The following is a 25,447-nucleotide window of genomic DNA, read 5'->3' on the forward strand; positions in this document are numbered from 1 at the left end:
TTAGGCGGGCAGCGGTAACAATCTCAGTGCGAGCGCACCGCGTCGAGCACGCGCAATACGTCGGCAGTTTCCGCCACATCGTGCACGCGCAGGATCGACGCCCCAGACTGCGCCGCCAGCAAGGCCAAAGCCAAACTGCCAGGAAGACGCTGCTCAATACCGCGTTGGCAGATATCACCAACCATGGATTTACGGGACACACCCACCAGCACCAAGCTGTCTTTCGCGAATTCCGGCAGCGCTCTAAACAAGTCGATGTTATGCGCCAAGGTTTTACCGAAGCCAAAACCCGGATCGAGGATTAATTGATCGCGCGCAATGCCGGCCGCCGTGCATGCCTGAATACGCTGAGCTAAAAATGCCCGCACGTCGCTCACCACATCGCCATACTGAGGCCCATGCTGCATCACCTTTGGCTCGCCCCGCATATGCATCAAACACACCGGCAAACCCGTGGCCGCTGCGGCCTCGAGCGCACCTGGGCGCTGCAGCGCCCTCACATCATTAATTAATCCCGCACCAGCGGCGGCCGCAGCGGTCATGACGCTGGCCGTGCTGGTATCGACGGAAATCACCGTATCAAAGCGAGTGGCAATGGCCTGCACCACCGGCAACACGCGATCCATCTCCTGCTGCACACCGACCGATTCCGCCCCTGGGCGGGTCGACTCGCCGCCGATATCGAGCATGTTGGCGCCATCGGCAAGCATTTGCTCGGCGACCTGTAAGACTTTATCGAGATCTAGTTCACCGGCAAAAAAGCGCCCGCCATCACTGAAAGAGTCGGGCGTAATATTGAGAATACCCATGATCTGAGGCCGATTCAGATCGAGGCTTTTTTGCCCGAAGGCGACTAACTTACTCATAAAAACGTCTTTTAATTGATTAAAAAAAAAGACCGGTAAAACCGCAATGCTGTTCACTTAAGAGGAGCGGCATTGCGATTTACTGGGTATCGGGTCTTTGATATTTTAACGGTCCGAGGGGTTGTTGGCCTCGGACGCCTCTCTAAAAACAGGCTGCCAATACCTGACCTCAGCTCTGACAGTCGTCGACCCGTTCCAGATATAGGATTAGAAGCCGCCATCACAATCAACTGAACCGCTATATAATCACATACCGGTTTGAAGCGGATTTCAGACGGGGCGCGATCAAAACTTACCGCCGCCATCGAGGCTTCCCGCCTAATTATGTTGTAGCTCAGTAACAACCCCCAGAGCTCTTGGTACACCAGATCAACTTTCTTACTTCGCAACGTAATCGCATTGTTTTGCATAGCGCTTTTGATGTCTCGGAATCCAAGCTCTATTTCCCATCGCTCTTTGTAAAGCTCTGAGATGTGAGCCGCGCTGAATCTCTCAACAGGTAAAGAGGTCATCACCGATTTAACACCAGACTTGACCTTGTAAGTAACTCTTCGAGCCTGCCATGTTTCTGGCAGCTCGGGATTCTTCTTTCTAGCCTGTGGGGAAACCTTCATTTGAATAAGCTCATCACCATCGCCATAGGTTTCAATGACTTCATGTACGAGCCCTTTTCTCTCTGGTATTAGCCAGTGGCGGTCAGAGCCTTGCTGGCTGAGTGTTAGCATGAAGTTTGCACTCCAAAAACCTTTATCAAACAAGGTCACAGAGCTTTCCGGAATGCTTGATAAGAAGGTCTCAGCAAGTGGGATTTCGCCTCGACGATAAGGACTAATTTGAGCGTCAACCATGATATGAGAGCGCACGTTCATCAAGGCGACAAGTCTCAACATGGGAAACGGCGTTTGCCGCGTAGATGACGTATTACCCGAACCAAAGTGCTCTCGAAGCTCTGGTGTATCCTGGGTGCGAAATAGCGCCCCATCTACCGCCATCACCCTCAAACCGTTCCATTCATCTTCCGAATAGCGTTCGCGCCCCCAGTGCGTACCTGTTTGTCGAAACAACCACTCTACGGGCTCGGAGCCCAGTCGTTTCCGGGCATTAGTGACACCACTTCGAGCTAACAGACTGTCAGAGGCCAGGCCTTGTGCGCATATATTTAAACGTCTAGCCACTTCATGCACAGGTTCATTGCGAAACATCGCCATACCTAAGACAAGCCAGAGCACTTGGTCTGATGGTAGTCGGCGTCGTCTAATCGTCGCGGAGGCACTCAAGCGCAGTGCAGACTCAATCCACTCGATAGGTATGTTTTGCGTGAATGAGCTAACGTCAGAGAAGTTAAAGAGGTCACTTAGGTCGAGCAGATCTCTCTGAAAGTCCATAAAAAAATCCGATGATGTTCCCATCACCGGATTTTCTACAAAGCCCTGCTCTAATTCAATTGCTTAAGTGAACAGCATTGCGGTAAAACCGGCCTTTTTCTAGCATCGGAAGGAAATCAATGTTCCTTCGCAGGCCCACCGATAGGACTATCCGGCTTGCCCTCATCTTTCTTGTCGCCAGAACCACCCTTCATCCGGCCGATAAAGTCATTGTCATCCCACTCCTTCGGCGGTCGCACTTTACGGCGCTGCATCAGGTCGTCCACCTGCTCGGAGTCAATGGTTTCATACTCCATCAGCGCATCTTTCATGGCCTCAAGAATATCGCGATTGGCGAGCAAGGTGTCCATGGCGGTTTTATAGCAATCGTCGCTAATGCGCTTAATTTCTTCATCGATAATTAAGGCCGTAGCGGGTGAGTAATTGTTTGAACCCGTGCCGGGGTAAGAACCCTCTTCAATACCGTATAACAAGGGGCCGAGCTTATCTGACAAGCCCCAACGCATCACCATGTTACGAGCGTAGTGACTGGCCATGCGGATATCGCTAGAAGCACCGGTAGACACTTGATCCGGGCCGCCAACAATTTCTTCCGCTGCGCGACCGCCATAGGCCATGGCAATGCGGCTTAATAAGTAGCGACGGCTGGAGCTGTTCTTATCTTCCTCGGGCAAAATCATGGTAACGCCAAGCGCATTGCCGCGGGGAATGATGGTGACCTTATGCACAGGATCGTGCTCGGGCATCAGGTAACCAATGATGGCGTGACCCGCTTCGTGGTAGGCCGTCATTAACTTATCTTTCTCCGACATCACCATGGACTTGCGCTCGGCACCCATGGTGATTTTATCGCGCGCCTTTTCAAACTCTTCCATGGTAACCACGCGCTTATTGGCGCGAGCGGCAAACAGCGCGGCCTCGTTAACTAAATTAGCGAGATCGGCACCAGAAAAACCTGGGGTACCACGGGCGATAATTAATGCTTCCACCTTTTCATCGAGCGGCACTTTGCGCATATGCACTTTAAGGATCTGCTCGCGACCGCGAATGTCAGGTAAACCGACAAACACTTGGCGATCGAAGCGACCGGGACGCAACAACGCTTTATCGAGTACATCGGAGCGGTTGGTCGCCGCCATCACGATGATGCCTTCATTACCTTCGAAGCCATCCATCTCCACCAACAGCTGGTTCAAGGTTTGCTCGCGCTCGTCGTGACCACCGCCATGGCCGCCGCCACGGTGACGACCCACAGCATCGATTTCATCGATAAATATAATACAGGGCGCCTGCTTTTTGGCTTGATCGAACATATCGCGCACGCGCGAGGCGCCAACACCGACGAACATTTCGACGAAATCGGAACCTGAAATAGAGAAGAAAGGTACCTTGGCTTCACCGGCAATGGCTTTGGCCAAGAGAGTTTTACCAGTACCCGGCGGGCCAGACATCAACACGCCGCGAGGGATTTGACCGCCTAGACGCTGGAAGCGGCTCGGGTCGCGCAAAAACTCAACCAGCTCTTGCACTTCCTCTTTGGCTTCATCGACACCAGCCACATCGGCAAAAGTGGTCTTGATCTGATCTTCACCCAGCAAACGCGCCTTGCTCTTGCCAAAGCTCATCGGGCCGCCCTTACCACCGGCGCCACCCTGCATTTGGCGCATGAAAAACATGAACACGGCAATAATTAACAGAATGGGGAAGCTGGCGAAAAACAGCTGCTGCCAAAAGCCAGCTTGCTCGGGCTTTTGGCCTTCAACCACAACATTATGGTTGAGCAGGTCATCCATCAACTTGCCGTCCATCAGCTGCGGGCGCACCGTCTCGAAGCGGGTGCCATCGGAGCGCGTACCCTGAATGATCAAGCCATCAATATTGACCTCTTTCACCCGGTCAGCTTGAACTTCCATGACGAAGTTCGAATAAGGAAGTGTTTCCTTGGCGCTGGGGCTATTAAAGTTCTGGAACACCGACAACAGCACCACGGCGATGATGAGCCACAGAACTAGATTTTTTGCCATATCATTCAAAGGGTTACCCTCACATCTTAAAGTCAGCCATGAACTTTGGCGCCGCTCACAACCCGGATACACAGTCTATTACCAGCATGATACAGGTTCAGATCACTGTAAATGCCGGTTTGTCGTAAATTTTGTGCTGTTTCACTTATATTGGGCTCGAATGGTCAATTGCAAGCACCCTTAACATTTAGCACGCCAAGCGAGGCCCGAAAAACCTAACCTGCTCACGCAGGAAGACGAGGCTGAATGCCAAGACATGCGTTACAATAGACCATTGCGCTTGGCGCCCCACGATTCATCGCTCCGTTAGTTCAGGAATTTTTATGCCCATTAGTTCAGACCGCAAGAAACAATTTCGCCAAATTGGCCACAATTTAAAACCTATTGTCATGGTAGCTGAAAAGGGCCTGAGCGAAGGTTTACTGGGCGAAATAGAGCGCGCACTCGAAGACCATGAACTGATTAAGGTAAAAATTGCCATCAACGATCGTGAATCGCGCAAACTCGCCATCGCCGAGCTGTGCAAATTAGCACGAGCGGAAGTGGTGCAAGAGATCGGCAAGGTCGCCCTGATCTTTCGCGCAGCGCGCGAGCCCAATCCAAAACTGTCCAATATCATGCGCTAACCTAGCGCCATGATAATCTTTGGCGCACAAAAAAGCCGGCACTGGTGCCGGCTTTTTTTGTGCGGGCCTTTTTAAAGGCGCCTACTTATAAACGTCTACCTATAAACGTCTACCTATAAACGTCTACCTATAAACATCTACCTATAAACATCTACCTATAAACGTCTAGTTATAGCCGCCTACTTACCGATAACGAAGCTTAGCAATAACGCACCGCATCAATCTCGTACTCCACTTCACCGGCAGGCGTGCGCACGAGCACCACATCACCGACTTCTTTTCCGATTAACGCGCGCGCAATCGGCGAAGAGACAGAAATCATATTGGCTTTCACATCGGCTTCATCATCGCCAACAATTTTATAGGTCTGCAGCTGATCGGTATCCAAATTGAGAATATCAACCGTTGAGCCAAAGATGACTTTATCGCCAGCCGGCATTTTTGAAATATCGATAATCTGGGCATTACCCAATTTACCTTCGATCTCCTGAATACGGCCCTCGCAAAAACCTTGTTGTTCACGCGCGGCATGGTATTCGGCGTTTTCTTTTAAATCGCCGTGCTCGCGCGCTTCGGCAATGGCAGTCACAATGCGCGGGCGGTCAACTTTTTTCAGCTGTTCTAACTCGAGGCGCAATTTTTCTGCACCTTCAACGGTCATTGGAAATTTTGTCATGCCACAATCCTCTTGTGCAGATCCTGCAGGCGACGGACATCTGTATTAATACCAAACCGCAAGGCGACACATAGGGCTTCGGCAGCGGCCAAGGTAGTTGTGTAATAAACACGACGACCTTCGGCGCCTCGGCGAATGGAGGCGGAATCTTTAATCGCGCTCTTGCCTTCTGTGGTATTGATAATTAAATCGATTTCGTCATTTTTGATCATATCCACAATGTGCGGACGACCTTCGGTGACCTTATTGACGACTTGAACGGCTAATCCCGCAGCAGAAATTACCGCCGCCGTGCCGCGCGTTGCCACTAAGTCGAAACCCAAATCGGCAAGCTCTTTCGCCACGGTGATCATGGCGTCCTTATCGAAGTCGCGCACAGAGATAAAGGCGCGGCCCTCAGTTGGAATAACATCGCCAGCACCTAACTGCGCCTTGGCAAAGGCTTCGGCAAAAGTATCGCCTACACCCATTACTTCACCAGTCGAGCGCATTTCTGGGCCCAGGATTGGATCGACGGAAGGGAACTTGTTGAACGGGAAAACCGCTTCTTTAACACTGTAATAATTGGGCACGATTTCTTTCGTGAAGCCCTGATCCGCCAAGGAGCGACCAGCCTGACAGCGCGCCGCCACTTTTGCCAAAGACACACCGATGCACTTAGACACGAATGGCACAGTGCGCGAGGCGCGTGGGTTGACTTCTATCACATAAATCTCGCCGTCTTGGTAGGCCAGCTGAACATTCATCAAGCCAACCACGCCCAACTCGAGCGCCATTTTCTTCACTTGCTCGCGCATATCGTTCTGCACGTCTTTAGCCAGCGAGTAAGGTGGTAATGAACAGGCCGAGTCACCTGAGTGCACACCACACTGCTCAATGTGTTGCATGATGGCGCCTATGACCACTTCTTTGCCGTCGGATACCGCATCGATATCAACTTCGATAGCATTATTTAAGAAGTGATCTAACAACACCGGCGCATCATCAGAAGCCTGCACCGCATCGCGCATATATTGCTTGAGTTCGGCTTCGTTATAAACGATTTCCATGGCGCGACCACCCAACACATAGGACGGGCGAACCACCAACGGATAGCCAACACCTTCGGCGGCGCGCAAGGCCTCTTCGGTAGAGCGCACAATGGCATTTGAAGGTTGTTTCAAACCGAGACGGATAACCATTTGCTGGAAGCGCTCGCGATCTTCGGCGCGATCGATAGCATCAGGCGAGGTACCGATAATCGGCACGCCAGCTTCTTCCAGTGCACGGGCAAGTTTCAGTGGTGTTTGACCGCCGAATTGCACAATCACGCCCTTGGGTTTTTCCAGTTCGACGATTTCAAGCACATCTTCAAGGGTAACCGGTTCAAAAAACAGGCGATCACTGGTGTCGAAATCGGTGGACACTGTCTCGGGGTTACAGTTAACCATGATGGTTTCGTAGCCATCTTCGCGCATAGCTAAGGCCGCGTGTACGCAGCAGTAATCGAACTCGATACCCTGGCCAATTCTGTTTGGACCACCGCCTAAAACGAGAATTTTATCGCGATTGCTCGGCCGCGCCTCGCACTCTTCCTCGTAGGTTGAGTACATATAGGCGGTATCGGTGGCGAATTCCGCCGCGCAGGTATCGACGCGCTTATACACAGGGCGAATGTTCAAACTATGGCGATGCTTTCTAAAGGTTTTTTCACTCACGCCCAGTAAAACAGACAGGCGCTTATCGGAAAAGCCTTTGCGCTTTAAGGCAAACATTTTGTTTGCATCTATCGAGGTCAAAGCCGCTGATGACATCTCTTTCTCGGTGTTAACCAAGTCTTCAATCTGCACTAAAAACCATGGGTCGATAAACGATGCATCAAAAACTTCTTGCACCGACATACCGGCGCGGAAGGCGTCGGCCACGTACCAAATACGCTTGGCACCAGGCGTGGTTAAATCGCGGCGAATGTGAATCATCGCCTCGGGATCAGCCAGATCGACGATCGGCTCAAAACCGGCAGAGCCTACTTCTAAGCCGCGTAATGCTTTCTGCAAAGATTCTTGGAAGGTGCGGCCAATAGCCATCACTTCGCCCACAGATTTCATCTGCGTGGTCAAACGGGCATCGGCTTCGCCAAATTTTTCAAAGGTGAAGCGCGGCACCTTGGTAACCACGTAATCGATAGAGGGTTCGAACGAAGCCGGCGTCGTGCCGCCGGTAATTTCATTTTGCAACTCGTCGAGGGTGTAACCCACGGCCAACTTGGCGGCAATTTTTGCAATCGGGAAACCCGTTGCCTTCGATGCCAACGCCGATGAACGCGACACGCGCGGGTTCATTTCGATAACCACTAAGCGACCGGTTTTCGGATCAACCGCAAACTGTACGTTTGAGCCACCGGTTTCAACACCAATTTCACGCAGTACGGCCACCGAGGCATTACGCATGATTTGGTATTCTTTATCGGTCAAGGTTTGCGCCGGCGCTACGGTGATCGAGTCACCTGTATGCACCCCCATGGGGTCGAAGTTTTCAATAGAGCAAACAATAATGCAGTTGTCGTTTTTGTCGCGCACAACTTCCATTTCGTATTCTTTCCAGCCAATCAGCGACTCATCGATGAGCAGCTCATTGGTGGGCGAGAGATCCAAACCGCGGGTACAAATCTCTTCAAACTCTTCCCAGTTGTAGGCAATACCACCACCGGAACCACCCATGGTGAAGGACGGGCGAATGATACAGGGGAAGCCAAACTCTTTCGGCACTTCGCGCGCTTCGTCCATGGTGTGGACGATTTTTGCGCGCGCACATTCCAAGCCGATGCGCTTCATAGCCTGGTCAAACAGCTCGCGATCTTCCGCCATGTTAATGGCAGTTTCGTTGGCGCCAATCAGCTCCACATTGTACTTTTCTAAAACGCCGTGCTTGTGCAACGCCAGTGCGCAGTTCAACGCGGTTTGGCCACCCATGGTGGGCAACACCGCATCGGGGCGCTCTTTTTCAATGATGGCAGCAACAGTTTGCCACTCGATCGGCTCGATGTAGGTGGCGTCCGCCATGGACGGATCGGTCATGATGGTCGCGGGATTGGAGTTAACCAGGATGACTCGAAAGCCTTCTTCGCGCAGCGCTTTACAGGCCTGCGCACCTGAGTAGTCAAACTCACAGGCCTGGCCAATAACGATGGGGCCGGCACCGAGTATCAGGATACTTTTAATGTCAGTTCTTTTTGGCATTGTGGTTTCGCCTGAATCCTAAATATTTAAATACGTGGGTTACAGCGCGCTCGAATTAGGCGCGCGCGGTCATCAATTCTATAAAGTGATCAAATAAGGGCGCAGCATCGTGCGGGCCTGGGCTCGCCTCTGGGTGCCCTTGAAAACTAAAGGCCGGCTTATCGGTGCGGTGTATGCCCTGTAGCGAGCCATCAAACAAACTTTTGTGGGTCGCACGCAAGTTACTCGGCAAACTCGTTTCATCAACTGCAAAACCGTGGTTTTGTGCCGTGATCATCACGCGCTTATTGTCCAAGTCTTGCACTGGGTGGTTGCCACCGTGGTGGCCGAACTTCATTTTCAAGGTCTTGGCACCGCTGGCTAGGGCCAACAGCTGGTGACCGAGGCAAATGCCAAACACGGGAATGTCGGTTTCTAGCAGTGATTGAATCGCGCTAATGGCGTAGTCGCACGGCTCTGGATCGCCCGGGCCGTTAGACAAGAACACACCGTCTGGCTTGAGCGCTAACACGTCGGCGGCAGAGGTTTGCGCCGGCACCACGGTCAATTCACAACCCCGATCCACGAGCATACGCAGGATATTGCGCTTAACGCCGTAGTCATAGGCAACCACTTTGAACTTGGTGGTATCCGGTTTAGTAAAGCCCTGACCAAGCGCCCATGAACCCTCGGTCCAAGTGTAAGACTTAGCCACAGTCACTTCTTTGGCCAAATCTAGGCCTTTGAGCCCACCGAAGGCTTTGGCTTGCGCCAAGGCGGCATCTTCATCTATGTCGCCGGCCATGATGCAGCCATTCTGGGCACCCTTGTCGCGCAAGATACGAGTGAGACGGCGGGTATCGATGTCGGCGATGCCAACGATGTTTCGCGCGCTTAAGTAGTCTTCTAGTGACTGCTCGCTGCGGAAATTGCTGGCTAACATGGGCAGGTCGCGAATCACCAGGCCGGCGGCCCAAATGCGATCACACTCTTCATCCTCGGCGTTAGTGCCGGTATTGCCGATGTGCGGGTAAGTTAAGGTCACTATCTGACGTGCGTAGGAAGGGTCGGTTAGGATCTCCTGGTAGCCTGTCATGGCGGTGTTGAACACCACTTCACCTGAAGATGAACCGGAAGCGCCGATGGCTAAACCACGGAATATACTACCGTCTTCAAGAACGAGTATGGCGGGACGTTGGGCACCAGTAGACAAGTCGACCTCCTAAGCATTGGCTGGCATTTTGACTTTTTTCAGGCTGAGCAAAACAACCATGCTTTTCAGCATGTTGTGCGACGTTCGCATCATTTTCCGTTAAGGAGTGCACCGCAGGTCGTAAAAAAGCGAGATGAAGCAGCTGCTTCATCTCGCTTATTCACAGTGTCTATTCAGACAACATCTCTGCGGCCGATTAGGCGTCTTTTCGCCCAGCTCTGACCATAAGCAACTTAACCGCGCATTTTACGGAAAGCGGCCTGCGCTGTCCACGCGCAATTGCGCCAATTTACGCAAGCTCTACTCCTCAAACCTTAAACTGCTTCACGATCTTGGCCATGCTCGCTGCCATTTCTGCCAATCGTGCTGTACTGGTGGCAATTTCAATCGAGCCTTCCGATGCTTGGCGCGCCACGCCGGCAATATTTTCCATATTGCGCTCCATTTCGCGGGTTGCCGCCGACTGCTCCTCAGAGGCGCTAGCAATTTGATTGGTTTTATCTTTAATAGAACCAACACCAGCAGTAATGGCGTCCAGCGCACGGCTGGCCTCCTCCGCCTGAGTAACAGACTCACCGGCCTGACCAGTGCCCTTCTCCATTTTCGACACAGCTTCGCGCGCGCCGGCTTGCAAGCGTTCGATCATGACTTGAATTTCCTGGGTCGAGGTTTGCGTGCGCGACGCCAAGGTTCGGACCTCGTCGGCAACCACAGCAAAACCACGGCCTTGCTCACCGGCACGGGCGGCTTCAATGGCGGCATTGAGCGCCAGCAAGTTAGTTTGCTCGGCAATGCCACGGATCACGTCGAGTACGCTGCCGATGTTATCGGTTTCGGCGCGCAGCTTATCAATCACCTCGGCCGCGGCGTTAATATCGCTCGCCAATCCTTCAATTTTTATCACGGTGCTAGACACCACACTCTTGCCGTTATTCGCCTGCCGATCAGCTTCCTCGGCATTAGCCGCTGCCTGCGACACATTGCTGGCGACATCGCCCACAACCGTGGCCATTTCCCGCACCGCGGTAACCACTTGTTGAATTTCAGTTTGCTGCCGTACCACGCCGCGCTCGGTTTCTTTAGCTGTCGCTGATAGTGAGGTCGCTTGTGCGTTGAGATCCGTTGCCGTGACAGAGAAATCGGCGATGATGTTGTGAACCTTATCGACGAAAGTGTTGAATGCGGTCGAGAGCCGTCCCACTTCGTCATCGGAATTTATCGGCAGACGACGGGTCAAATCACCGCCACCGCCGGCAATATCTTCCAGTGCCTCGGCGACCGAGTTGATAGGGCCAACAATGCCCGCCTGCAGGAAAAAGGAGATGATCACGGCCAAAATACCAATGATTACGACCGTTGCCGTAGCACTCCAAACGGCATCGGCCACCGCTTGATTCAGCTCTTCCAAGCTGGCTACCAAGTAAATTGTGCCCACTTTATTGCCATCGGATTGAATGGCCACTGTGATATCAACACGATTATCCCGCGTATTAACACCTAAATTACCGGGCGATCGCGGCGCCATGGCAGGTAAATCTTCCGAACCTTTTCTGCCGCGCTCATACCAAACAAACGGCTGGCCATTATCGCCGTAAATAACGGCGCTCATGACTCGCGTTTGCAGCTCCAAGCTACTCAAAATATCTCTGGCTGACGCGGCATCGCCAAAGGCGATAGCGCCGACTGTGGCATTGCCAATAATCTTGGCAAGATCCCCCGTGTCTGATTGTATGGTGTGCTCAACTCGCCCAACCTCAGCCCTAACGGCCAAGGTGCTCGAGACGATAACCGCCAATAAGCTGGTGACAGTAATCCCTAAAAACACCTTCCATTTCAAAGACATGCTGAACATATTCATTAAGTAAGCACCTTCCAATAACTGTGTCATTCGGCCCATTTGGGCCGAACCTTTTCGCGCTGCTGCTAACGACCCAACCTTAACAGCGCCGGCGCAACTTCCAGCCCACTCGTGAGCAGCCTCGTTCTATTGATCTGCATAGCAATTAGATTGCCTGAACCCACAAATCCAATCATTCCTCCCGCCGCCGCAAAGCCTTCCATATCACTCAGCGATAGCACTGACAGGTTATCGAGCCGATGGAGAATTTCTTTAACCCTTGATTTTTCTCCGGCGGAAATAAATACCTGATGACAGCCCAAGCCTATAGCCTCGAGATCAGATCCCAGTTGCCTTACCGCCAACTGGCGCCTCGCCACATTTCTTTCTTTGAGTTTAGCTTCTAACCCACCGTTAAACGGATCTGCACCAAAAACACAAATGACAATCGGATCTTTTCCATCTCGAAAGGTCGAATCCGGCCAAGTAACATGTTTTGCCAAGCTCGCGATATAGCTCACTAACGCCTTGCGGCCACTGTAGTTATCACTCAGCCTATCAGCCTGCGCACTCAGCGGTAGAAAAATCACCGCCCAAGCGATACAGCACCGAACTAGCGCCATCAGAATCGTATTCGCCCACATGAATTGTCGCGTCAAAAGCTTCCCTTACTGAAATAGCACTAACTTTCAGCCACACGAAACTCAGCCGAACACCATTGAGCATAGTCAGGGCACGGGAAATAACCAAATAGAAGCGTACTTATGGACAGGGGAACACTAAAGCGAGGTGACGGGCGGCACGAGGGCTGCCGCCGTCGGGAAACTAGCGCAGAGACAGGACGTCTTGCATATCGAACAGGCCAACTTCTTTGCTTTTTATCCAAGCGGCAGCGCGCACGGCGCCACGAGCAAAAGACATACGCGACGAGGCCTTGTGGCTGATTTCCACCCGCTCGCCATCGGCCATAAACATCACCGTGTGATCGCCAACCACATCGCCGCCGCGAACCGTGGCAAAGCCAATGGTATCGCGCTCGCGCGCTCCGGTTTGGCCTTCGCGCCCATACACGGCTACTTTGCCCAAGTCGCGCCCGAGTGCACAAGCTAGGACTTCGCCCATGCGCAAGGCCGTGCCCGAGGGAGCATCAATTTTATGCCGATGATGAGCCTCATAGACCTCGACATCGTAATCGTCACCTAGAATTTTGGCGGCAGATTCAAGCAATTTGAAGCACAAATTCACACCGGAAGAATAATTTGCCGACATGCACATAGCCGTCGCGTCTTTAGCCTCTAACAAGTAAGCCTTTTGATCTTCGTTGAAACCGGTGGTGCCAATCACGATTTTTTTATGGGCATCGGCGCAAATTCTGGCGTTTTCAACGGTCGCAGCTGGCACAGTGAAGTCGATCAACACATCAAAATCTTCAACCACTTCGTGCAAGTCGCTAACCACCGCCACGCCATTCTTACCGATACCGGCAAGCTCGCCGGCATCGGCACCGATCAAGCTAGAACCGGCACGCTCAATAGCGGCGGTAAGCTCAACGCCAGGCGCGGCGGCAATGGCTTCAATTAACATTTTACCCATGCGCCCACCGGCGCCGGTTACGGCGAGTCTAACCGTCATATTCTGTCCTTATTACGCGGGTAATACCCCTGCAATCTATTGTGATGAATTCAATGCCGTTACGCCTAGCGCAAGCACTGACTCCATTAAATTTTCATGTCGCCAAAAAAGTTCTTCATGCCTTCAAACCAACTGGACTGCCGCGGCGAGTGCTTGCTACTACCCATGGTGTCGTGAAAGTTACGCAACAACTCTTTCTGCTTATTGCTCAAGTTAACCGGGGTTTCCACCACTACTTTGCACATCAAATCGCCAGCGGTGCCGCCGCGCACCGGTACCACACCTTTGCCGCGCAACCTGAACATTTTGCCGGTTTGGGTTTCAGCAGGCACTTTCAACTTCACCCGGCCATCCAAGGTGGGTACTTCGAGCTCGCCGCCAAGGGCCGCATCGACGAAGCTAATGGGCACTTCGCAATAGAGGTTGCGACCGTCGCGCTCAAAAATACTGTGCGCGCGCACGTTAACTTGCACGTAAAGATCGCCCGCTGGGCCACCGGCTTCGCCAGCCTCACCTTCGCCGGTTAAGCGAATACGGTCGCCAGTATCGACACCCGGCGGCACTTTGACCGACAGGGTGCGCGTCTCTTCCTTGCGACCTTGACCATGACAGCTGGTGCAAGGGTCGGTAATAATCGTGCCGCGGCCACGGCAATTAGGGCAAGTTTGCTGGACCGAGAAAAAGCCCTGCTGCATCCGCACTTGGCCGACGCCGCCGCACGTTGTACAGCTACTCGCCTTGGTGCCTTTTTTGGCGCCCGTACCATCGCAAGGTTCACACGCCACCAGCGACGGCACTTTAATTTTTACCGTGGTGCCTTTTACGGCATTTTCTAAATCGAGATCTAAGGTGTAGCGCAAATCCGAACCTCTGGCTGGCCCACCGCGACGACCGCCGCCGGCGCCGCCAAAGATATCGCCAAACACATCGCCAAAAATATCCGAGAAATTACCAAAACCTTGACCGCCACCACCGCCGCCAGCCATGCCCTCAACGCCGCGATGACCGTATTGATCATAGGCTGCGCGTTTCTGGCTATCGGACAAAACCTCGTAGGCCTCGCTGGCCTCTTTGAATTTATCCTCGGCATTTTTATCTTCGGAGTTGCGATCTGGGTGATACTTCATCGCAATGCGACGATAAGCCTTTTTCAGCTCTTTTTCATCAACGCCGCGCTCGACACCCAGGACTTCGTAATAATCACGTTTTGACATACGTTTAACTTCAATATTTAACTGAGTTCAGACAACAACGCGGCCTTGCGGCCGCGTCATGCTTTTAGCTACTAACAGATTCTCTTACTTCTGCTCGTCTTTCACTTCTTCAAACTCGGCATCGACAACACCGTCATCGGCTGCCTTGCCGGCGTCCGCTTGCTCGCCACCGGCCTGCTGCGCCTGTGCCTGCTCGGCGTAAAGTTTCTGCGCCAATGAGCCGGAAGCTTCGGTCAGTTTTTGAGTTGCCGCTTCCATCGCCGCTTTGTCATCGCCCTTCACCGCCACTTCGGCTTCCGCCAAGGCAGCTTCGATAGCGGTTTTTTCTTCCGCTGTGGCTTTGTCGCCGGCTTCGGTCAAGGTTTTCTTGGTGGCTGAAATCAGGCCATCCAAGGTGTTGCGCGCGGTCACAACCTCTTCGAATTTTTTATCGGCTTCGGCATTAGCCTCTGCATCTTGCACCATTTTTTCAATTTCTTCGTCAGACAAACCTGATGAAGCTTTGATGACAATGGACTGCTGCTTGCCGGTGGCTTTATCAGCCGCTTTCACATTCAAAATACCGTTGGCATCGATATCAAAGGTCACTTCAATTTGCGGCATGCCGCGCGGCGCTGGTGGAATATCCGCCAAGTCGAAACGACCCAGCGACTTATTCTGTGACGCCTGCTTGCGCTCGCCTTGAACCACGTGAATAGTTACAGCGGATTGGTTGTCATCCGCAGTGGAAAACACTTGCGACTTCTTGGTTGGAATCGTGGTGTTTTTGTCGATCAACGGCGTGGCAACACCACCCATGGTTTCAATACCCAAGGTCAAAGGTGTTACGTCCAGCAGCAGTACGTCTTTCACATCGCCAGACAACACCGCTCCTTGAATCGCAGCGCCCATGGCAACCGCTTCATCGGGGTTTACGTCTTTGCGTGGCTCTTTGCCGAAAAACTCGGTGACATACTTCTGCACCAGTGGCATACGGGTTTGACCGCCCACTAAAATCACATCTTGAATGTCGCTCACCGACAGATCCGCATCGGCAATTGCCTGCTTCACTGGCTCCATAGAGCGCTTCACTAACTCTTCAACCAAAGATTCCAGCTTGGCGCGAGTCAGCTTGATCACCAAGTGCTTAGGACCAGTGGCATCTGCCGTGATGTAAGGCAGGTTAACTTCGGTTTGCTGGCTTGAAGACAACTCAATTTTTGCTTTCTCGGCCGCTTCTTTCAAGCGCTGCAAGGCCATGGCGTCGTTGTGCAAATCGATGCCGTTGGTCTTCTTGAATTCTTCGGCGAAGTATTCGATCAAACGCGAGTCAAAATCTTCACCACCGAGGAAGGTGTCGCCGTTGGTAGCCAACACTTCAAACTGGTGCTCGCCATCCACATCGGCAATTTCGATGATGGAAATATCGAAGGTACCACCACCGAGGTCGTACACAGCAATAGTGCGGTCGCCCTTAACTTTATCCATACCGTAGGCCAAAGCCGCGGCAGTTGGTTCGTTAATGATGCGTTTAACTTCGAGACCGGCAATTTTACCGGCGTCTTTAGTGGCTTGACGCTGAGAGTCATTGAAGTAGGCCGGTACGGTAATGACCGCTTCGGTCACCGCTTCGCCCAAATAGTCTTCGGCGGTTTTCTTCATTTTCTTCAACACTTCCGCAGAAATTTGCGGCGGTGCTTTGCGATCGCCCTTAACTTCTACCCAAGCGTCGCCATTGTCGGCGCCAACAATTTTGTAGGGCACCATTTTGATATCTTTTTGAACCACATCGTCTTTAAACTTACGACCGATCAAACGCTTAACCGCGAACAGGGTATTGTTTGGGTTGGTGACCGCCTGACGCTTGGCGCTCTGGCCTACCAGCACTTCGCCATCGTCGGTAAAGGCAACGATAGACGGTGTTGTGCGATCGCCTTCAGCATTTTCGATAACCCGTGCTTTGTTACCTTCGAGCACAGATACACAGGAGTTTGTTGTGCCTAAATCGATACCGATGATCTTACCCATGGAAATTCTCCAATCTCTAAACTTGTACTGTTAATTTGCTGTCGCTGGATAGGGCGCTACCCAACCAACTTTGTCTGTTTACTCGAGGCCAAACTGAAACGTCCGACCTCAATGTCTTGTCATCTATATTGGCGCTTTTGGCGAAATTTCAACCCTTAAAGGTCGCATTTAGCCGCTATTTTTACGGCGCCTTGGAAACTACGACCATCGCAGGGCGCACTAAACGACCATGCAAGGTATAGCCCTTCTGAAACACGTCCATCACCGTATTGGGCTCCAGCTCCGGATTCGGCACTTGAGTCATAGCCTGATGAAATTGCGGATCAAAGGGCTCGCCCTTAGGATCTAACTGCATCACGTTGTGGCGCTTTAAGCCGTCAATCAAGGATTTCAGGGTTAGCTGTAAGCCTTCAACCACCGTGGCAAACTGCGCGTCGCTGGCATCCACCGAGGCCAGGGCGCGCTCGAGGTTATCCGCGACCACCACCATGTCCTGAACAATCTTTTCCTGGCCGAACTTATGCGCTTTCTCAACATCTTGCTCGGCCCGACGGCGGGTATTTTGCGCATCGGCTGCAGCGCGTAGCGCGGTCTCCTGCGCTTGCTGCAGCTCAACCTGTAGGCGCTCGATTTCAGCCTCTGGGCCAGTCGTCGATTCAAGCTCTACTTCCACATCCGGCGAGGCGGCGGGAATTTCGTCAGCTAAAGGTGGGTTTTGTTCGGTCGTCACTGTCTGCTCCATTCACTTTCTCGGCGGCCCATCGGCCGGCCCGCTTTTTAATACCTGCAGCCTATATGGGGCCTAGGCGCGCACATTCAAGGGATTTTTCGCAGGGGATTGCAAAGCAAAATAATTACTGTATAAATAGACAGCATTAATCGGAGGGCCTTTCCTATGCTAACCCACCTCAGCATTCATCACTTCACCCTTGTTGAGCATCTCGAACTGGAGCTAGAGCAAGGCCTCACCGCGCTCACTGGCGAAACCGGTGCGGGCAAGTCCCTTTTGCTTGACGCCCTCGGCATGACACTGGGCGACAAGGCCGATGCCGACAAGGTGCGCACCGGTGCAGAGCGCGCCGATATTAGCGCCACCTTCGATGTGGCCAAGCTACCCAAGGCGCGCAAATGGCTAAAAGCGCAGGAACTGGAGGCGGAAAGTGAGTGCATACTCAGGCGTACCATCAGTGCAGACGGGCGCTCGCGCGCTTATATCAACGGTCAGAGTGCAACCCTCAGCCAACTGCGCGCTCTGGGCGAACTGCTCATCGACATCCACAGCCAACACGCGCACCAAAGCCTACTGAAGAAAGATCACCACCGCGCCTTAATTGACCACTACGGCGGCCATACCAGCCTGTATCAAGCGGTGAAATCCGCTTGGCGCGAATGGCAGGCCTACGCCGAGCAACTGCAAAAAAGACAGTCTAACGACGCCGAAATTAGCGCCCGGGTGCAGCTACTGCGCTACCAGGTGGACGAGCTAGACCAGCTTGGCCTAGAACAAAATGAACTCGACGCACTGGAGGCCGAGCATCGAATTCAAGCCAATGCCGAAACCGTAATGGCCACCAGCTACCAGTTGGCCAGCCTGTGCCAGGGCGAAGACCAGAGCCTGCAAGACGGTATCAATAAAGGCCTACAGCTGCTGCGCGACCTGCCAGAGAAATCCGAGCCTCTGCTCGAGGCCGAGCAACTATTGATCAACGCGCAAATTCAAATTGAAGAGGCGGCTCGCGCCATAGATCACCATATCGACAGCTTCGACGCAGACCCAGAGCGGCTGCAATGGCTGGATGGACGCCTAGATGCGATCTACCAAATTGCCCGCAAACACCGCATCAGCCCACAGCAGCTGCACGAGTTACATCAAGCCTTAGCCAATGAACTAGAGTCTCTGGACGGAGGCGAGGCCGATCTCGATCTACTCGCCAAGCAATCGGCCAAGGCCGAGGCGCAGTACCGGCAACTGGCGCAGGAGCTAGGCCAGCAGCGCCGTCAAGTTGCTCTGCATCTGGGTAAAGCCATCAACCGACAATTACAACAACTGGCCATGGGCAATGCCAGTGTCGAGCTTTGTATCAGCGAGATCGCCCCCGCCGCCACAGGCCTAGAGGAAGTGGAAATATTGGTGAGCACCAACCCAGGCCAGCCGCACCGGCCACTGGGCAAGGTGGCCTCGGGCGGCGAACTGTCGCGCATCAGCCTCGCCATTCAGGTATGTATCGCCAACAAATCGACCATTCCCACACTTATTTTCGATGAAGTGGACGTTGGTATCGGCGGCGCCACAGCCGATATCGTCGGGCGCCTGCTCCGGCAACTAGGCAAAGACGGCCAAGTGCTCTGTGTCACCCATCTAGCGCAGGTGGCCAGCAAAGCCCATCAACACTTGCAAGTCAGCAAATCGGTGCGCAAAGGCGCCAGTGAATCCACCCTGATAGCACTAGAAGGTGAAGCCAAAGTGGAAGAGATTGCCCGGATGCTAGGGGGCCTAGAGCTGACCGAACAAACCCGCGCCCACGCCAAAGAAATGCTCACCATGGTGGGCAGCTAGAGGCACAAAAAACGGGCGAATTACAGTATCGAGTAAAGGCCAGCTTGCGGGGGCTGGCCATCCATCTTTCGGACTCTGAGCCTAGTTATCCGGCTTGCGACGCGTGCTTACGGGGTCCGGCCATCCGGCTTGCAGCTTGCAGCTTGGCCAGTATCTATGCCTCGCCGCAAGGGTTAAGCTCAGTCAAATCCTACTTCTTAGGCTTAACGTACAACACCAAATTGTGATCGGTTAGCTCGTAGCCATGCTCTTCGGCAATGCGCTTTTGCAGCTCTTCAATTTCATCGTTATGAAACTCGATAACCTTGCCGCTTTCCAAGCACACCATGTGGTCGTGGTGCTCACCGCGATCAATTTCAAACACCGAATGGCCGCCATCGAAGTTATGGCGCGTCACCAGGCCGGCTGATTCAAACTGGGTCAGAACGCGGTAAACCGTGGCTAAACCCACGTCTTCACCCTGCTCTAACAGCGTCTTATAAACCTCTTCAGCGCTGTAGTGGTGGGTGCCGTCCGATTCCAGAATCTGCAATATTTTCACTCTCGGCAAAGTGACCTTGAGTCCGGCCTTGCGAAGTTCTTGATTTTCCGATGTCATCTAGCATCCTCTATGCAGTGTCTGGCGAGTCCGGTATTATCCCCGTTCGCTCAAGTTTGTGGAACCCCTAAGATGTATTCGCCCAACCGCTTCAACCTTACCCTCAAAGCCAGCCTGTTAAGCGCTTTGCTGCTCCTTGGCGGCTGCGGCTACTTTCAATTTCCCGGGGTTTACCGAATCTACGTCCAACAGGGCAATATTGTTACCGACGAAATGGTCAATCAGCTAGAAGCTGGCATGACCAAGCGCCAAGTGCGCTTCGTATTGGGCACGCCCTTGATTGAAGACACCTTTCACGCCGAGCGCTGGGACTATATCTGGACCTTAAAAGATCCCCATGGCGACACCCAAAAACAGCTGTTCACCGTGTATTTCGACGGCGATAACCTTGCTCGCTTCGAGGGTGACTATAAGAAGGGCCAAGTGCAAGAAGGCACAGACGCGGCACCGGAAGTAAAACCTATCTAATTTTTATCGGCCCTTGCCTAGCCTAAAAACGGCTAGTCGGCATCTTTGGCCTTATCTGCCCGCTTGCGACGCGCCTCTTTCGGGTCGCATATCAGCGGGCGATATATCTCTACCCTATCGCCCTCCTGCAACTCGTGTTCGCGCGCTTGCTTCATGCCCTTGGTGCCTAAACTTTGGCCAAAAATACCCATTTTCGCGGTTTCGATATCTAAATCTCTGAACACGTCGGTAATTTTTGAGCGCACCACCGCCTGAAACGCGGTAGTGCCTGGCTCCACCAGCAACGCAATAATCTTCTGTTGATTAGGTAGCGCGTAGGCCACTTCCACCCGAATTAAATCTCTATCTGGCATGGCTGTTTACCCCTATTGGCCGTATAACTGTTGTGCGCGCAAGCACAGGCTATCCACCTGCTGCGACGCCACTTTTTCGAAGAGTTTACTGGCGGCGACGGCTAATAAGCGACTGTCAAATTCGAAACACAATTGAAAAGACACCTTGCAACCCAAATCGCCCAAGGCCTTAAAGCGCCAATAACCGTCAAAATGCTTAAACGGTCCTTCGACCAGCTGCATGTGCATTTCATGGGGCGGCTCCAGGCGGTTCCGGGTCACGAAGCTGTGCTGGAACCCAGCCTTGGAAAGACTCAAGCGCGCGGTCAATGTGTGCTCATCCTGCGCCAAAATTTCCGCACCCGAACAACCCGCCATAAATTCCGGGTAGCGCGCCACATCATTCACCAGTTCATACATTTGCGCACAACTAAAACCCACTAGCGCGCTGCGCTCAATCGTCACCATAAAATGCATTCTTGTAATTAAGCGGGGTATTTTAGCCATTGCGCTCGGCTCAAGCCAGTGCCGACTTGTGGCAAAGACTGTTAAGATCGTCTTTTAGCGTGACAGTGATAGCGTCTGCGGTGCGAATTTACGCGTGCTAACGCGATGCAGCGCAAATCACATCCAAAAATAATGATGAAGAAGTGACATATTATGGCGGCATCTAGAGAGCAGTTTGGTTCCCGTTTAGGGTTTGTGCTTGCGGCAGCGGGGTCTGCGGTAGGCATAGGCAACTTGGTGGGTTTTCCCGTCAACGCGGCAAAAAACGGCGGTGGGGCTTTCTTGCTTATGTACGCCATTTTTGTATTTACCATCTGCGTACCGGTGATGATGGCCGAGCTGGCCGCTGGCAGAAACAGCGCCAAAGGCCCCTTGGGCGCTTACGCGAGCCTAACCAACAACAACAAATTTTGGAGTATTGCCGGTTGGCTCTCCACCATTACCCCATTCATGATCGCCGTGTTCTACACCGTTATCACCGTATGGATATTTGAATACCTGTATAACGCTCTCACCGGCGATCTGGCCGAGCTAGCGAAACCCGAAACCTTTGGCTCCTTTATTAACGGCGGCAATATCTTCATTCACCTAGCCGTGGTTATTGGCATCGTCAATCTCATTTTGGTGGGCGGTGTTAAAGAAGGCATTGAGCGCAGCGCAAAAATTCTTATGCCGGCACTGTTTTTAATGCTCATCGGCATGGTGATTTTTGTACTGACGCAAGAAAACGCCATGGCTGGCGTGAAATTCTATCTCATTCCGGACTTCAGTAAGCTCACTGGCCCAGTGGTCAGCGGCGCGCTCGGCCAGGCGTTTTTCTCTTTGAGCCTCGGCATGGGCATCCTCATCACCTACGGCTCCTATATGGACAAACAGAGCTCCATTGCCAGCTCGGCCAAGATGGTCGCCATTGCCGACACCAGCGTCGCGTTTTTTGCCGGCCTCATGATTTTGCCGGCGATTTTCAGCTTCAACCCGCAAACAGACCCCACTGAGCTATCGGACTCGTCGGTTAGCCTAATCTTCTCTTTTCTACCAAAAATATTTTTAGCCCTGCAGGGCAGCATCGGCTACTTTGGCGCCAGTGTGGTGGCCAGTGTCTTTTTTCTATTGGTCTTTTTCGCGGCGCTCACTTCTCTTGTTTCGATCATCGAAGTCCCTGCCGCAAGTTTGGTTGACCAGAAGGGCTACAGCCGCAAGAAGTCACTGTTAGTTTTAAATTTGGGCATGATTTTGTTCACCATCGCCTGCACCGCCTCTTTCGGCATGGTCGGCTGGCTGACTGAATTTGTCGTCTACTCCGGTGCTAACAAATCCTTATTCGACGTGGTGTACGACGTGTTTTACGACACTATTCTGCCGCTCAACGGCTTGCTCATTTGCCTGTTCGTGATTTATCGCTGGCAAAAACACAACTTAGATGCCGAACTCGAAACCGGTGACGACGGCTTCAAAGGTTCGTTCCTAGAGCGCTATATGCACTTCTCTTTGGGTACCTTCATTCCCGTCATCTTGGCACTGATTTTCATCAATACCGTGGCGATCAAATTCTTCGGCGCGTCGCTCTTAGCCAGCATTGGCTTCTAGCTAAACACGCTTATCCCTCAGCAAGGTGCCGTCACCCTCAGAGCGGCGCCTTTACGCCACGCACAGCACCCACCACGACACTTTTATTATTAACCGATGACTCTGGCTCCCAGTCGCCAGCCTCTATATAATCGCGCCCCTATGGCAAAAGCAAAGAAACCCCTCGACAACACCATCGCGCAGAATAAAAAGGCGCGCTTCGACTATCACTTGGTAGACAAGTTTGAAGCCGGTATTGCCCTGCAAGGCTGGGAACTAAAAAGCCTGCGCGACGGCCGCATCCAGCTGGTGGATAGCTTTGTCGAACTACACCGAGGCGAGGCTTGGCTGCACGGCGCGCTGATAACACCGCTGAATACCGTATCCACCCATTTCGTGGTCGACGCCAAGCGCAAACGCAAGCTGCTGCTGAACCGGCGCGAGTTGGACAAACTACAAGAAGGCGTCAATCAAAAAGGCTACACCTGCGTCTGTACCGCGCTTTATTGGAAAGGCCACCTAGTCAAAGCCGCCATCGCGCTGGCCAAAGGTAAGGCCGAGCACGACAAGCGCAATGTGGAAAAAGAACGGGACTGGAACCGCGAAAAACAACGCGTGGTGCGAGATCACAACCGTTAACTTGTGGATTTTCCCCGCTGAGCCGTTCTATACCTAACTGAGTAGACCCATTACCTACTCACACAATAATAACGGATAGATGGACGCGTTCATGAGTGCACCTAGAGGTCAATTTACTACCCGCTTTGGTTTTATCATGGCTGCCGCTGGTTCAGCGGTAGGCTTGGGCAACATCTGGGGCTTCCCCACCCAAACCGCAAGCAATGGCGGCGCCGCCTTTGTTGTGGTTTATTTAGTGTTAGCGTTTTTACTCGCCTACCCAGCGCTCATGGCCGAACTGGTAATTGGTCGCCACGCCCGCGCCAACATCGTCACCGCCCTTAGTAGCCTGTCGGACAAACCCATCATCAACAGCATCGGCCGCGCCACCGGCTTTTACGGCGTGATTGTCGCCAGCCTGATTCTAAGCTTTTACACCATCGTTGCCGGCTGGATGATTTGCTACCTATTTGCCTCCGCCACCGACCTCGTCAGTGCCGATACCGCTACCCAATGGCTCACCACCGACTCCATCGACCGAAACTTATTTTCCAGTTTCATCTTCGCCGCACTCACCTTGTTCATTATTTCCAGTGGTGTGCAAAACGGTATTGAGAAATGGTCTAGCCGTTTGATGCCCGTGCTCATGGGCCTGCTCTGCCTGCTCATTGCCTACGTTGTCGCGCAACCCGGTGCCATGGAGGGTTTAAAAGTCTACTTGCTGCCCGACATGAGCCGGGTGTTCGAACCTTCGCTGATCATCAGTGCCATGGGCCAAGCGTTTTTCTCGCTGTCCCTCGGCGTGGGCACCATGTTGGTGTACGGTTCCTACCTTTCCAAGGACGACAGCCTGCCGCGTTTAGGCGCCATCGTCACCGTGGTGGACGTCGGTATCGCCTTTATTGCCGGGTTACTCATATTGCCCGCCATGTACGTGGCACAGCACGCAGGCGTCACAATATTGGATGAAGCGGGCAACCTCATCGGCGGCCCAGACATGATCTTCCAAGTGCTGCCCGCCCTATTTAACACCATGGGCGGCGCCGGCGGCTTCGTTGCGCTAGCCTTTTTCGCGCTCATGACCATCGCCGCGCTCACCTCCTCTATCAGCATGCTAGAAGTGCCTGTATCTCTGGCGGTCGAGCGTTTCAATATTCGCAGACCCGTGGCCGCGATCGCCATTGGCTCGAGCATCTTTGCCATCAGTGCGCTGATTATCTTCAACTTCGGCACTCTGTTTGGGTTTGTGATCGACCTCACCACCAAATACTCCGAACCGTTACTGGGCGTTGCTATTTGTCTTTACTGCGGCTGGATTTTTAAGCGCAACTTGCTGCTTAAAGAACTCAAAGAAGGTCATGAAGATATCGAAGACAGTTTGTTTTGGAAAGTTTGGCCGCTCTATGTAAAGGTGATTTGCCCACTGCTCATTTTGGCCACTTTTTGGCATTCGTTGAGCTAGAGGTCCGACACTTCGGGTCCCTGCAAGCTGCAAGGCGGGGGGCCTGGTCCGACACTTCGGCCCCCTGCAAGCTGCAAGCTGCAAGCTGCAAGCTGCAAGCTGCAAGCTGCAAAAGTTTAGCCATAAAAAAACCCGCAAGTGCGGGTTTTTTTATGGCTTTTCTTTATCTAAATAGAATCACTTACCGGCATTAACGCCACTGAGTTAACTTTCGCCTCGCGTGCGGCATCTGCTACGGCCACGTACATTTTGGCAGTCGACTTTACGTGCGCCTGGATAACCACGGGCGAATCTGCGTTCTCTGCATGCATGCGTTCGATATTGGCGCGCACTGCGCGAATGTCCACCCGCCGCTGCTCCATCCATATTTCATTGTTAGCACGTACTTCGACGATTATCGATGGCGTTTCAGTGATTTCAGTCACTGGCGGCTGGTCCGGAATATCTGTGTCAATCACCGATTCCTTTACGAAAGAGGCGGTGACAATAAAAAAGATCAACATGATAAACACCACATCCAACATGGGTGTTAGATCGATGTCGCCCGAATCTTCGGCTAGCGCGGCTTGTTTTCTCATAGAACACTCCTTTGATTAGACGCTTTAAGCATAGATCAGCAGAGACAAGATCGAGCGGGAAAAACAGAAAGAAAAAACAAACAA

At 52.7% G+C, this 25,447-nt stretch carries 22 protein-coding genes; 6 read left to right on the plus strand and 16 right to left on the minus strand.

Features of this window, described 5'->3' with window-relative positions:
• Nucleotides 1-23: 23 nt before the first annotated feature.
• From folP to ftsH, 3 genes are all read right to left on the minus strand, one after another.
• On the minus strand, nt 24-866 hold the full coding sequence (gene folP / locus QWY82_RS19010; protein ID WP_290265483.1) for a dihydropteroate synthase: 843 nt from the start codon (nt 864-866) through the stop codon (nt 24-26).
• A 53-nt stretch (nt 867-919) separates the two neighbouring features.
• Nucleotides 920-2,251 (minus strand): IS4 family transposase, encoded by a 1,332-nt coding sequence (locus tag QWY82_RS19015; protein ID WP_290259347.1) that lies wholly within the window; start codon nt 2,249-2,251, stop codon nt 920-922.
• A gap of 116 nt (nt 2,252-2,367) precedes the next feature.
• Nucleotides 2,368-4,275, minus strand: a complete 1,908-nt coding sequence (ftsH, locus tag QWY82_RS19020; protein ID WP_290265484.1) for an ATP-dependent zinc metalloprotease FtsH — start codon at nt 4,273-4,275, stop codon at nt 2,368-2,370.
• Between the two features lie 323 nt (nt 4,276-4,598).
• Here ftsH and yhbY point away from each other — a divergent pair, with 323 nt between their 5' ends.
• A complete protein-coding gene (gene yhbY, locus QWY82_RS19025; protein ID WP_290265485.1) occupies nt 4,599-4,901 on the plus strand; it encodes a ribosome assembly RNA-binding protein YhbY in 303 nt (100 codons plus the stop codon).
• A 199-nt stretch (nt 4,902-5,100) separates the two neighbouring features.
• Here yhbY and greA read toward each other — a convergent pair whose 3' ends face one another.
• From greA to grpE, 9 genes are all read right to left on the minus strand, one after another.
• Nucleotides 5,101-5,577 carry a transcription elongation factor GreA gene (greA, locus tag QWY82_RS19030; protein ID WP_290265486.1) on the minus strand — a complete coding sequence of 159 codons (477 nt, stop codon included), beginning with the start codon at nt 5,575-5,577 and terminating at the stop codon, nt 5,101-5,103.
• A complete protein-coding gene (carB, locus tag QWY82_RS19035; protein ID WP_290265487.1) occupies nt 5,574-8,795 on the minus strand; it encodes a carbamoyl-phosphate synthase large subunit in 3,222 nt (1,073 codons plus the stop codon). The genes greA and carB overlap by 4 nt, the downstream gene beginning before the upstream one ends.
• Before the next feature lie 55 nt (nt 8,796-8,850).
• Complete coding sequence (gene carA, locus QWY82_RS19040; protein ID WP_290265488.1) at nt 8,851-9,987, minus strand: glutamine-hydrolyzing carbamoyl-phosphate synthase small subunit; 1,137 nt, start codon at nt 9,985-9,987, stop codon at nt 8,851-8,853.
• Between the two features lie 307 nt (nt 9,988-10,294).
• The gene (locus QWY82_RS19045) at nt 10,295-11,845 is read right to left on the minus strand and encodes a methyl-accepting chemotaxis protein (RefSeq protein WP_290265490.1); all 1,551 of its coding nucleotides are present in this window, start codon (nt 11,843-11,845) and stop codon (nt 10,295-10,297) included.
• Nucleotides 11,846-11,910: 65 nt separating this feature from the next.
• Entirely contained in the window at nt 11,911-12,483 is a 573-nt protein-coding gene (locus QWY82_RS19050) for a YfiR family protein (RefSeq protein WP_290265491.1), read from the minus strand.
• A gap of 166 nt (nt 12,484-12,649) precedes the next feature.
• A complete protein-coding gene (gene dapB / locus QWY82_RS19055; RefSeq protein ID WP_290265492.1) occupies nt 12,650-13,456 on the minus strand; it encodes a 4-hydroxy-tetrahydrodipicolinate reductase in 807 nt (268 codons plus the stop codon).
• Between the two features lie 86 nt (nt 13,457-13,542).
• Nucleotides 13,543-14,670, minus strand: a complete 1,128-nt coding sequence (gene dnaJ / locus QWY82_RS19060; protein ID WP_290265493.1) for a molecular chaperone DnaJ — start codon at nt 14,668-14,670, stop codon at nt 13,543-13,545.
• Between the two features lie 84 nt (nt 14,671-14,754).
• Entirely contained in the window at nt 14,755-16,677 is a 1,923-nt protein-coding gene (gene dnaK / locus QWY82_RS19065) for a molecular chaperone DnaK (protein WP_290265494.1), read from the minus strand.
• Between the two features lie 181 nt (nt 16,678-16,858).
• The gene (gene grpE / locus QWY82_RS19070; RefSeq protein ID WP_380736143.1) at nt 16,859-17,419 is read right to left on the minus strand and encodes a nucleotide exchange factor GrpE; all 561 of its coding nucleotides are present in this window, start codon (nt 17,417-17,419) and stop codon (nt 16,859-16,861) included.
• A gap of 153 nt (nt 17,420-17,572) precedes the next feature.
• Here grpE and recN point away from each other — a divergent pair, with 153 nt between their 5' ends.
• Nucleotides 17,573-19,234 (plus strand): DNA repair protein RecN, encoded by a 1,662-nt coding sequence (gene recN, locus QWY82_RS19075; protein WP_290265495.1) that lies wholly within the window; start codon nt 17,573-17,575, stop codon nt 19,232-19,234.
• Nucleotides 19,235-19,424: 190 nt separating this feature from the next.
• Here the strand turns inward: recN and fur are convergent, their stop codons facing one another.
• Nucleotides 19,425-19,832, minus strand: a complete 408-nt coding sequence (gene fur, locus QWY82_RS19080; RefSeq protein WP_290265496.1) for a ferric iron uptake transcriptional regulator — start codon at nt 19,830-19,832, stop codon at nt 19,425-19,427.
• A 72-nt stretch (nt 19,833-19,904) separates the two neighbouring features.
• On the opposite strand from fur, the gene QWY82_RS19085 reads away from it, so the two are divergent.
• Nucleotides 19,905-20,300, plus strand: coding sequence for an outer membrane protein assembly factor BamE (locus tag QWY82_RS19085; protein ID WP_290265497.1), 396 nt, complete (start codon nt 19,905-19,907; stop codon nt 20,298-20,300).
• A 32-nt stretch (nt 20,301-20,332) separates the two neighbouring features.
• On the opposite strand, the gene QWY82_RS19090 is transcribed toward QWY82_RS19085, so the two are convergent.
• Both QWY82_RS19090 and QWY82_RS19095 read right to left on the minus strand, forming a co-directional pair.
• Nucleotides 20,333-20,653, minus strand: coding sequence for an RnfH family protein (locus tag QWY82_RS19090; RefSeq protein WP_290265498.1), 321 nt, complete (start codon nt 20,651-20,653; stop codon nt 20,333-20,335).
• A gap of 12 nt (nt 20,654-20,665) precedes the next feature.
• Entirely contained in the window at nt 20,666-21,139 is a 474-nt protein-coding gene (locus QWY82_RS19095) for a type II toxin-antitoxin system RatA family toxin (protein WP_290265499.1), read from the minus strand.
• Between the two features lie 153 nt (nt 21,140-21,292).
• Between QWY82_RS19095 and QWY82_RS19100 the strand changes: the two genes are divergently transcribed.
• The 3 genes from QWY82_RS19100 (at nt 21,293) to QWY82_RS19110 (ending at nt 24,785) form a co-directional block, all read left to right on the plus strand.
• On the plus strand, nt 21,293-22,726 hold the full coding sequence (locus QWY82_RS19100; RefSeq protein WP_290265500.1) for a sodium-dependent transporter: 1,434 nt from the start codon (nt 21,293-21,295) through the stop codon (nt 22,724-22,726).
• A 141-nt stretch (nt 22,727-22,867) separates the two neighbouring features.
• Nucleotides 22,868-23,344, plus strand: coding sequence for an SsrA-binding protein SmpB (gene smpB, locus QWY82_RS19105; protein ID WP_290265501.1), 477 nt, complete (start codon nt 22,868-22,870; stop codon nt 23,342-23,344).
• A 91-nt stretch (nt 23,345-23,435) separates the two neighbouring features.
• Nucleotides 23,436-24,785, plus strand: a complete 1,350-nt coding sequence (locus QWY82_RS19110; RefSeq protein ID WP_290265502.1) for a sodium-dependent transporter — start codon at nt 23,436-23,438, stop codon at nt 24,783-24,785.
• 167 nt (nt 24,786-24,952) lie between these two features.
• Here QWY82_RS19110 and QWY82_RS19115 read toward each other — a convergent pair whose 3' ends face one another.
• The gene (locus QWY82_RS19115; protein WP_290265503.1) at nt 24,953-25,363 is read right to left on the minus strand and encodes an ExbD/TolR family protein; all 411 of its coding nucleotides are present in this window, start codon (nt 25,361-25,363) and stop codon (nt 24,953-24,955) included.
• Nucleotides 25,364-25,447: the final 84 nt, after the last annotated feature.

The sequence above is a fragment of the Simiduia curdlanivorans genome (assembly GCF_030409605.1).
GTDB lineage: Bacteria > Pseudomonadota > Gammaproteobacteria > Pseudomonadales > Cellvibrionaceae > Simiduia > Simiduia curdlanivorans.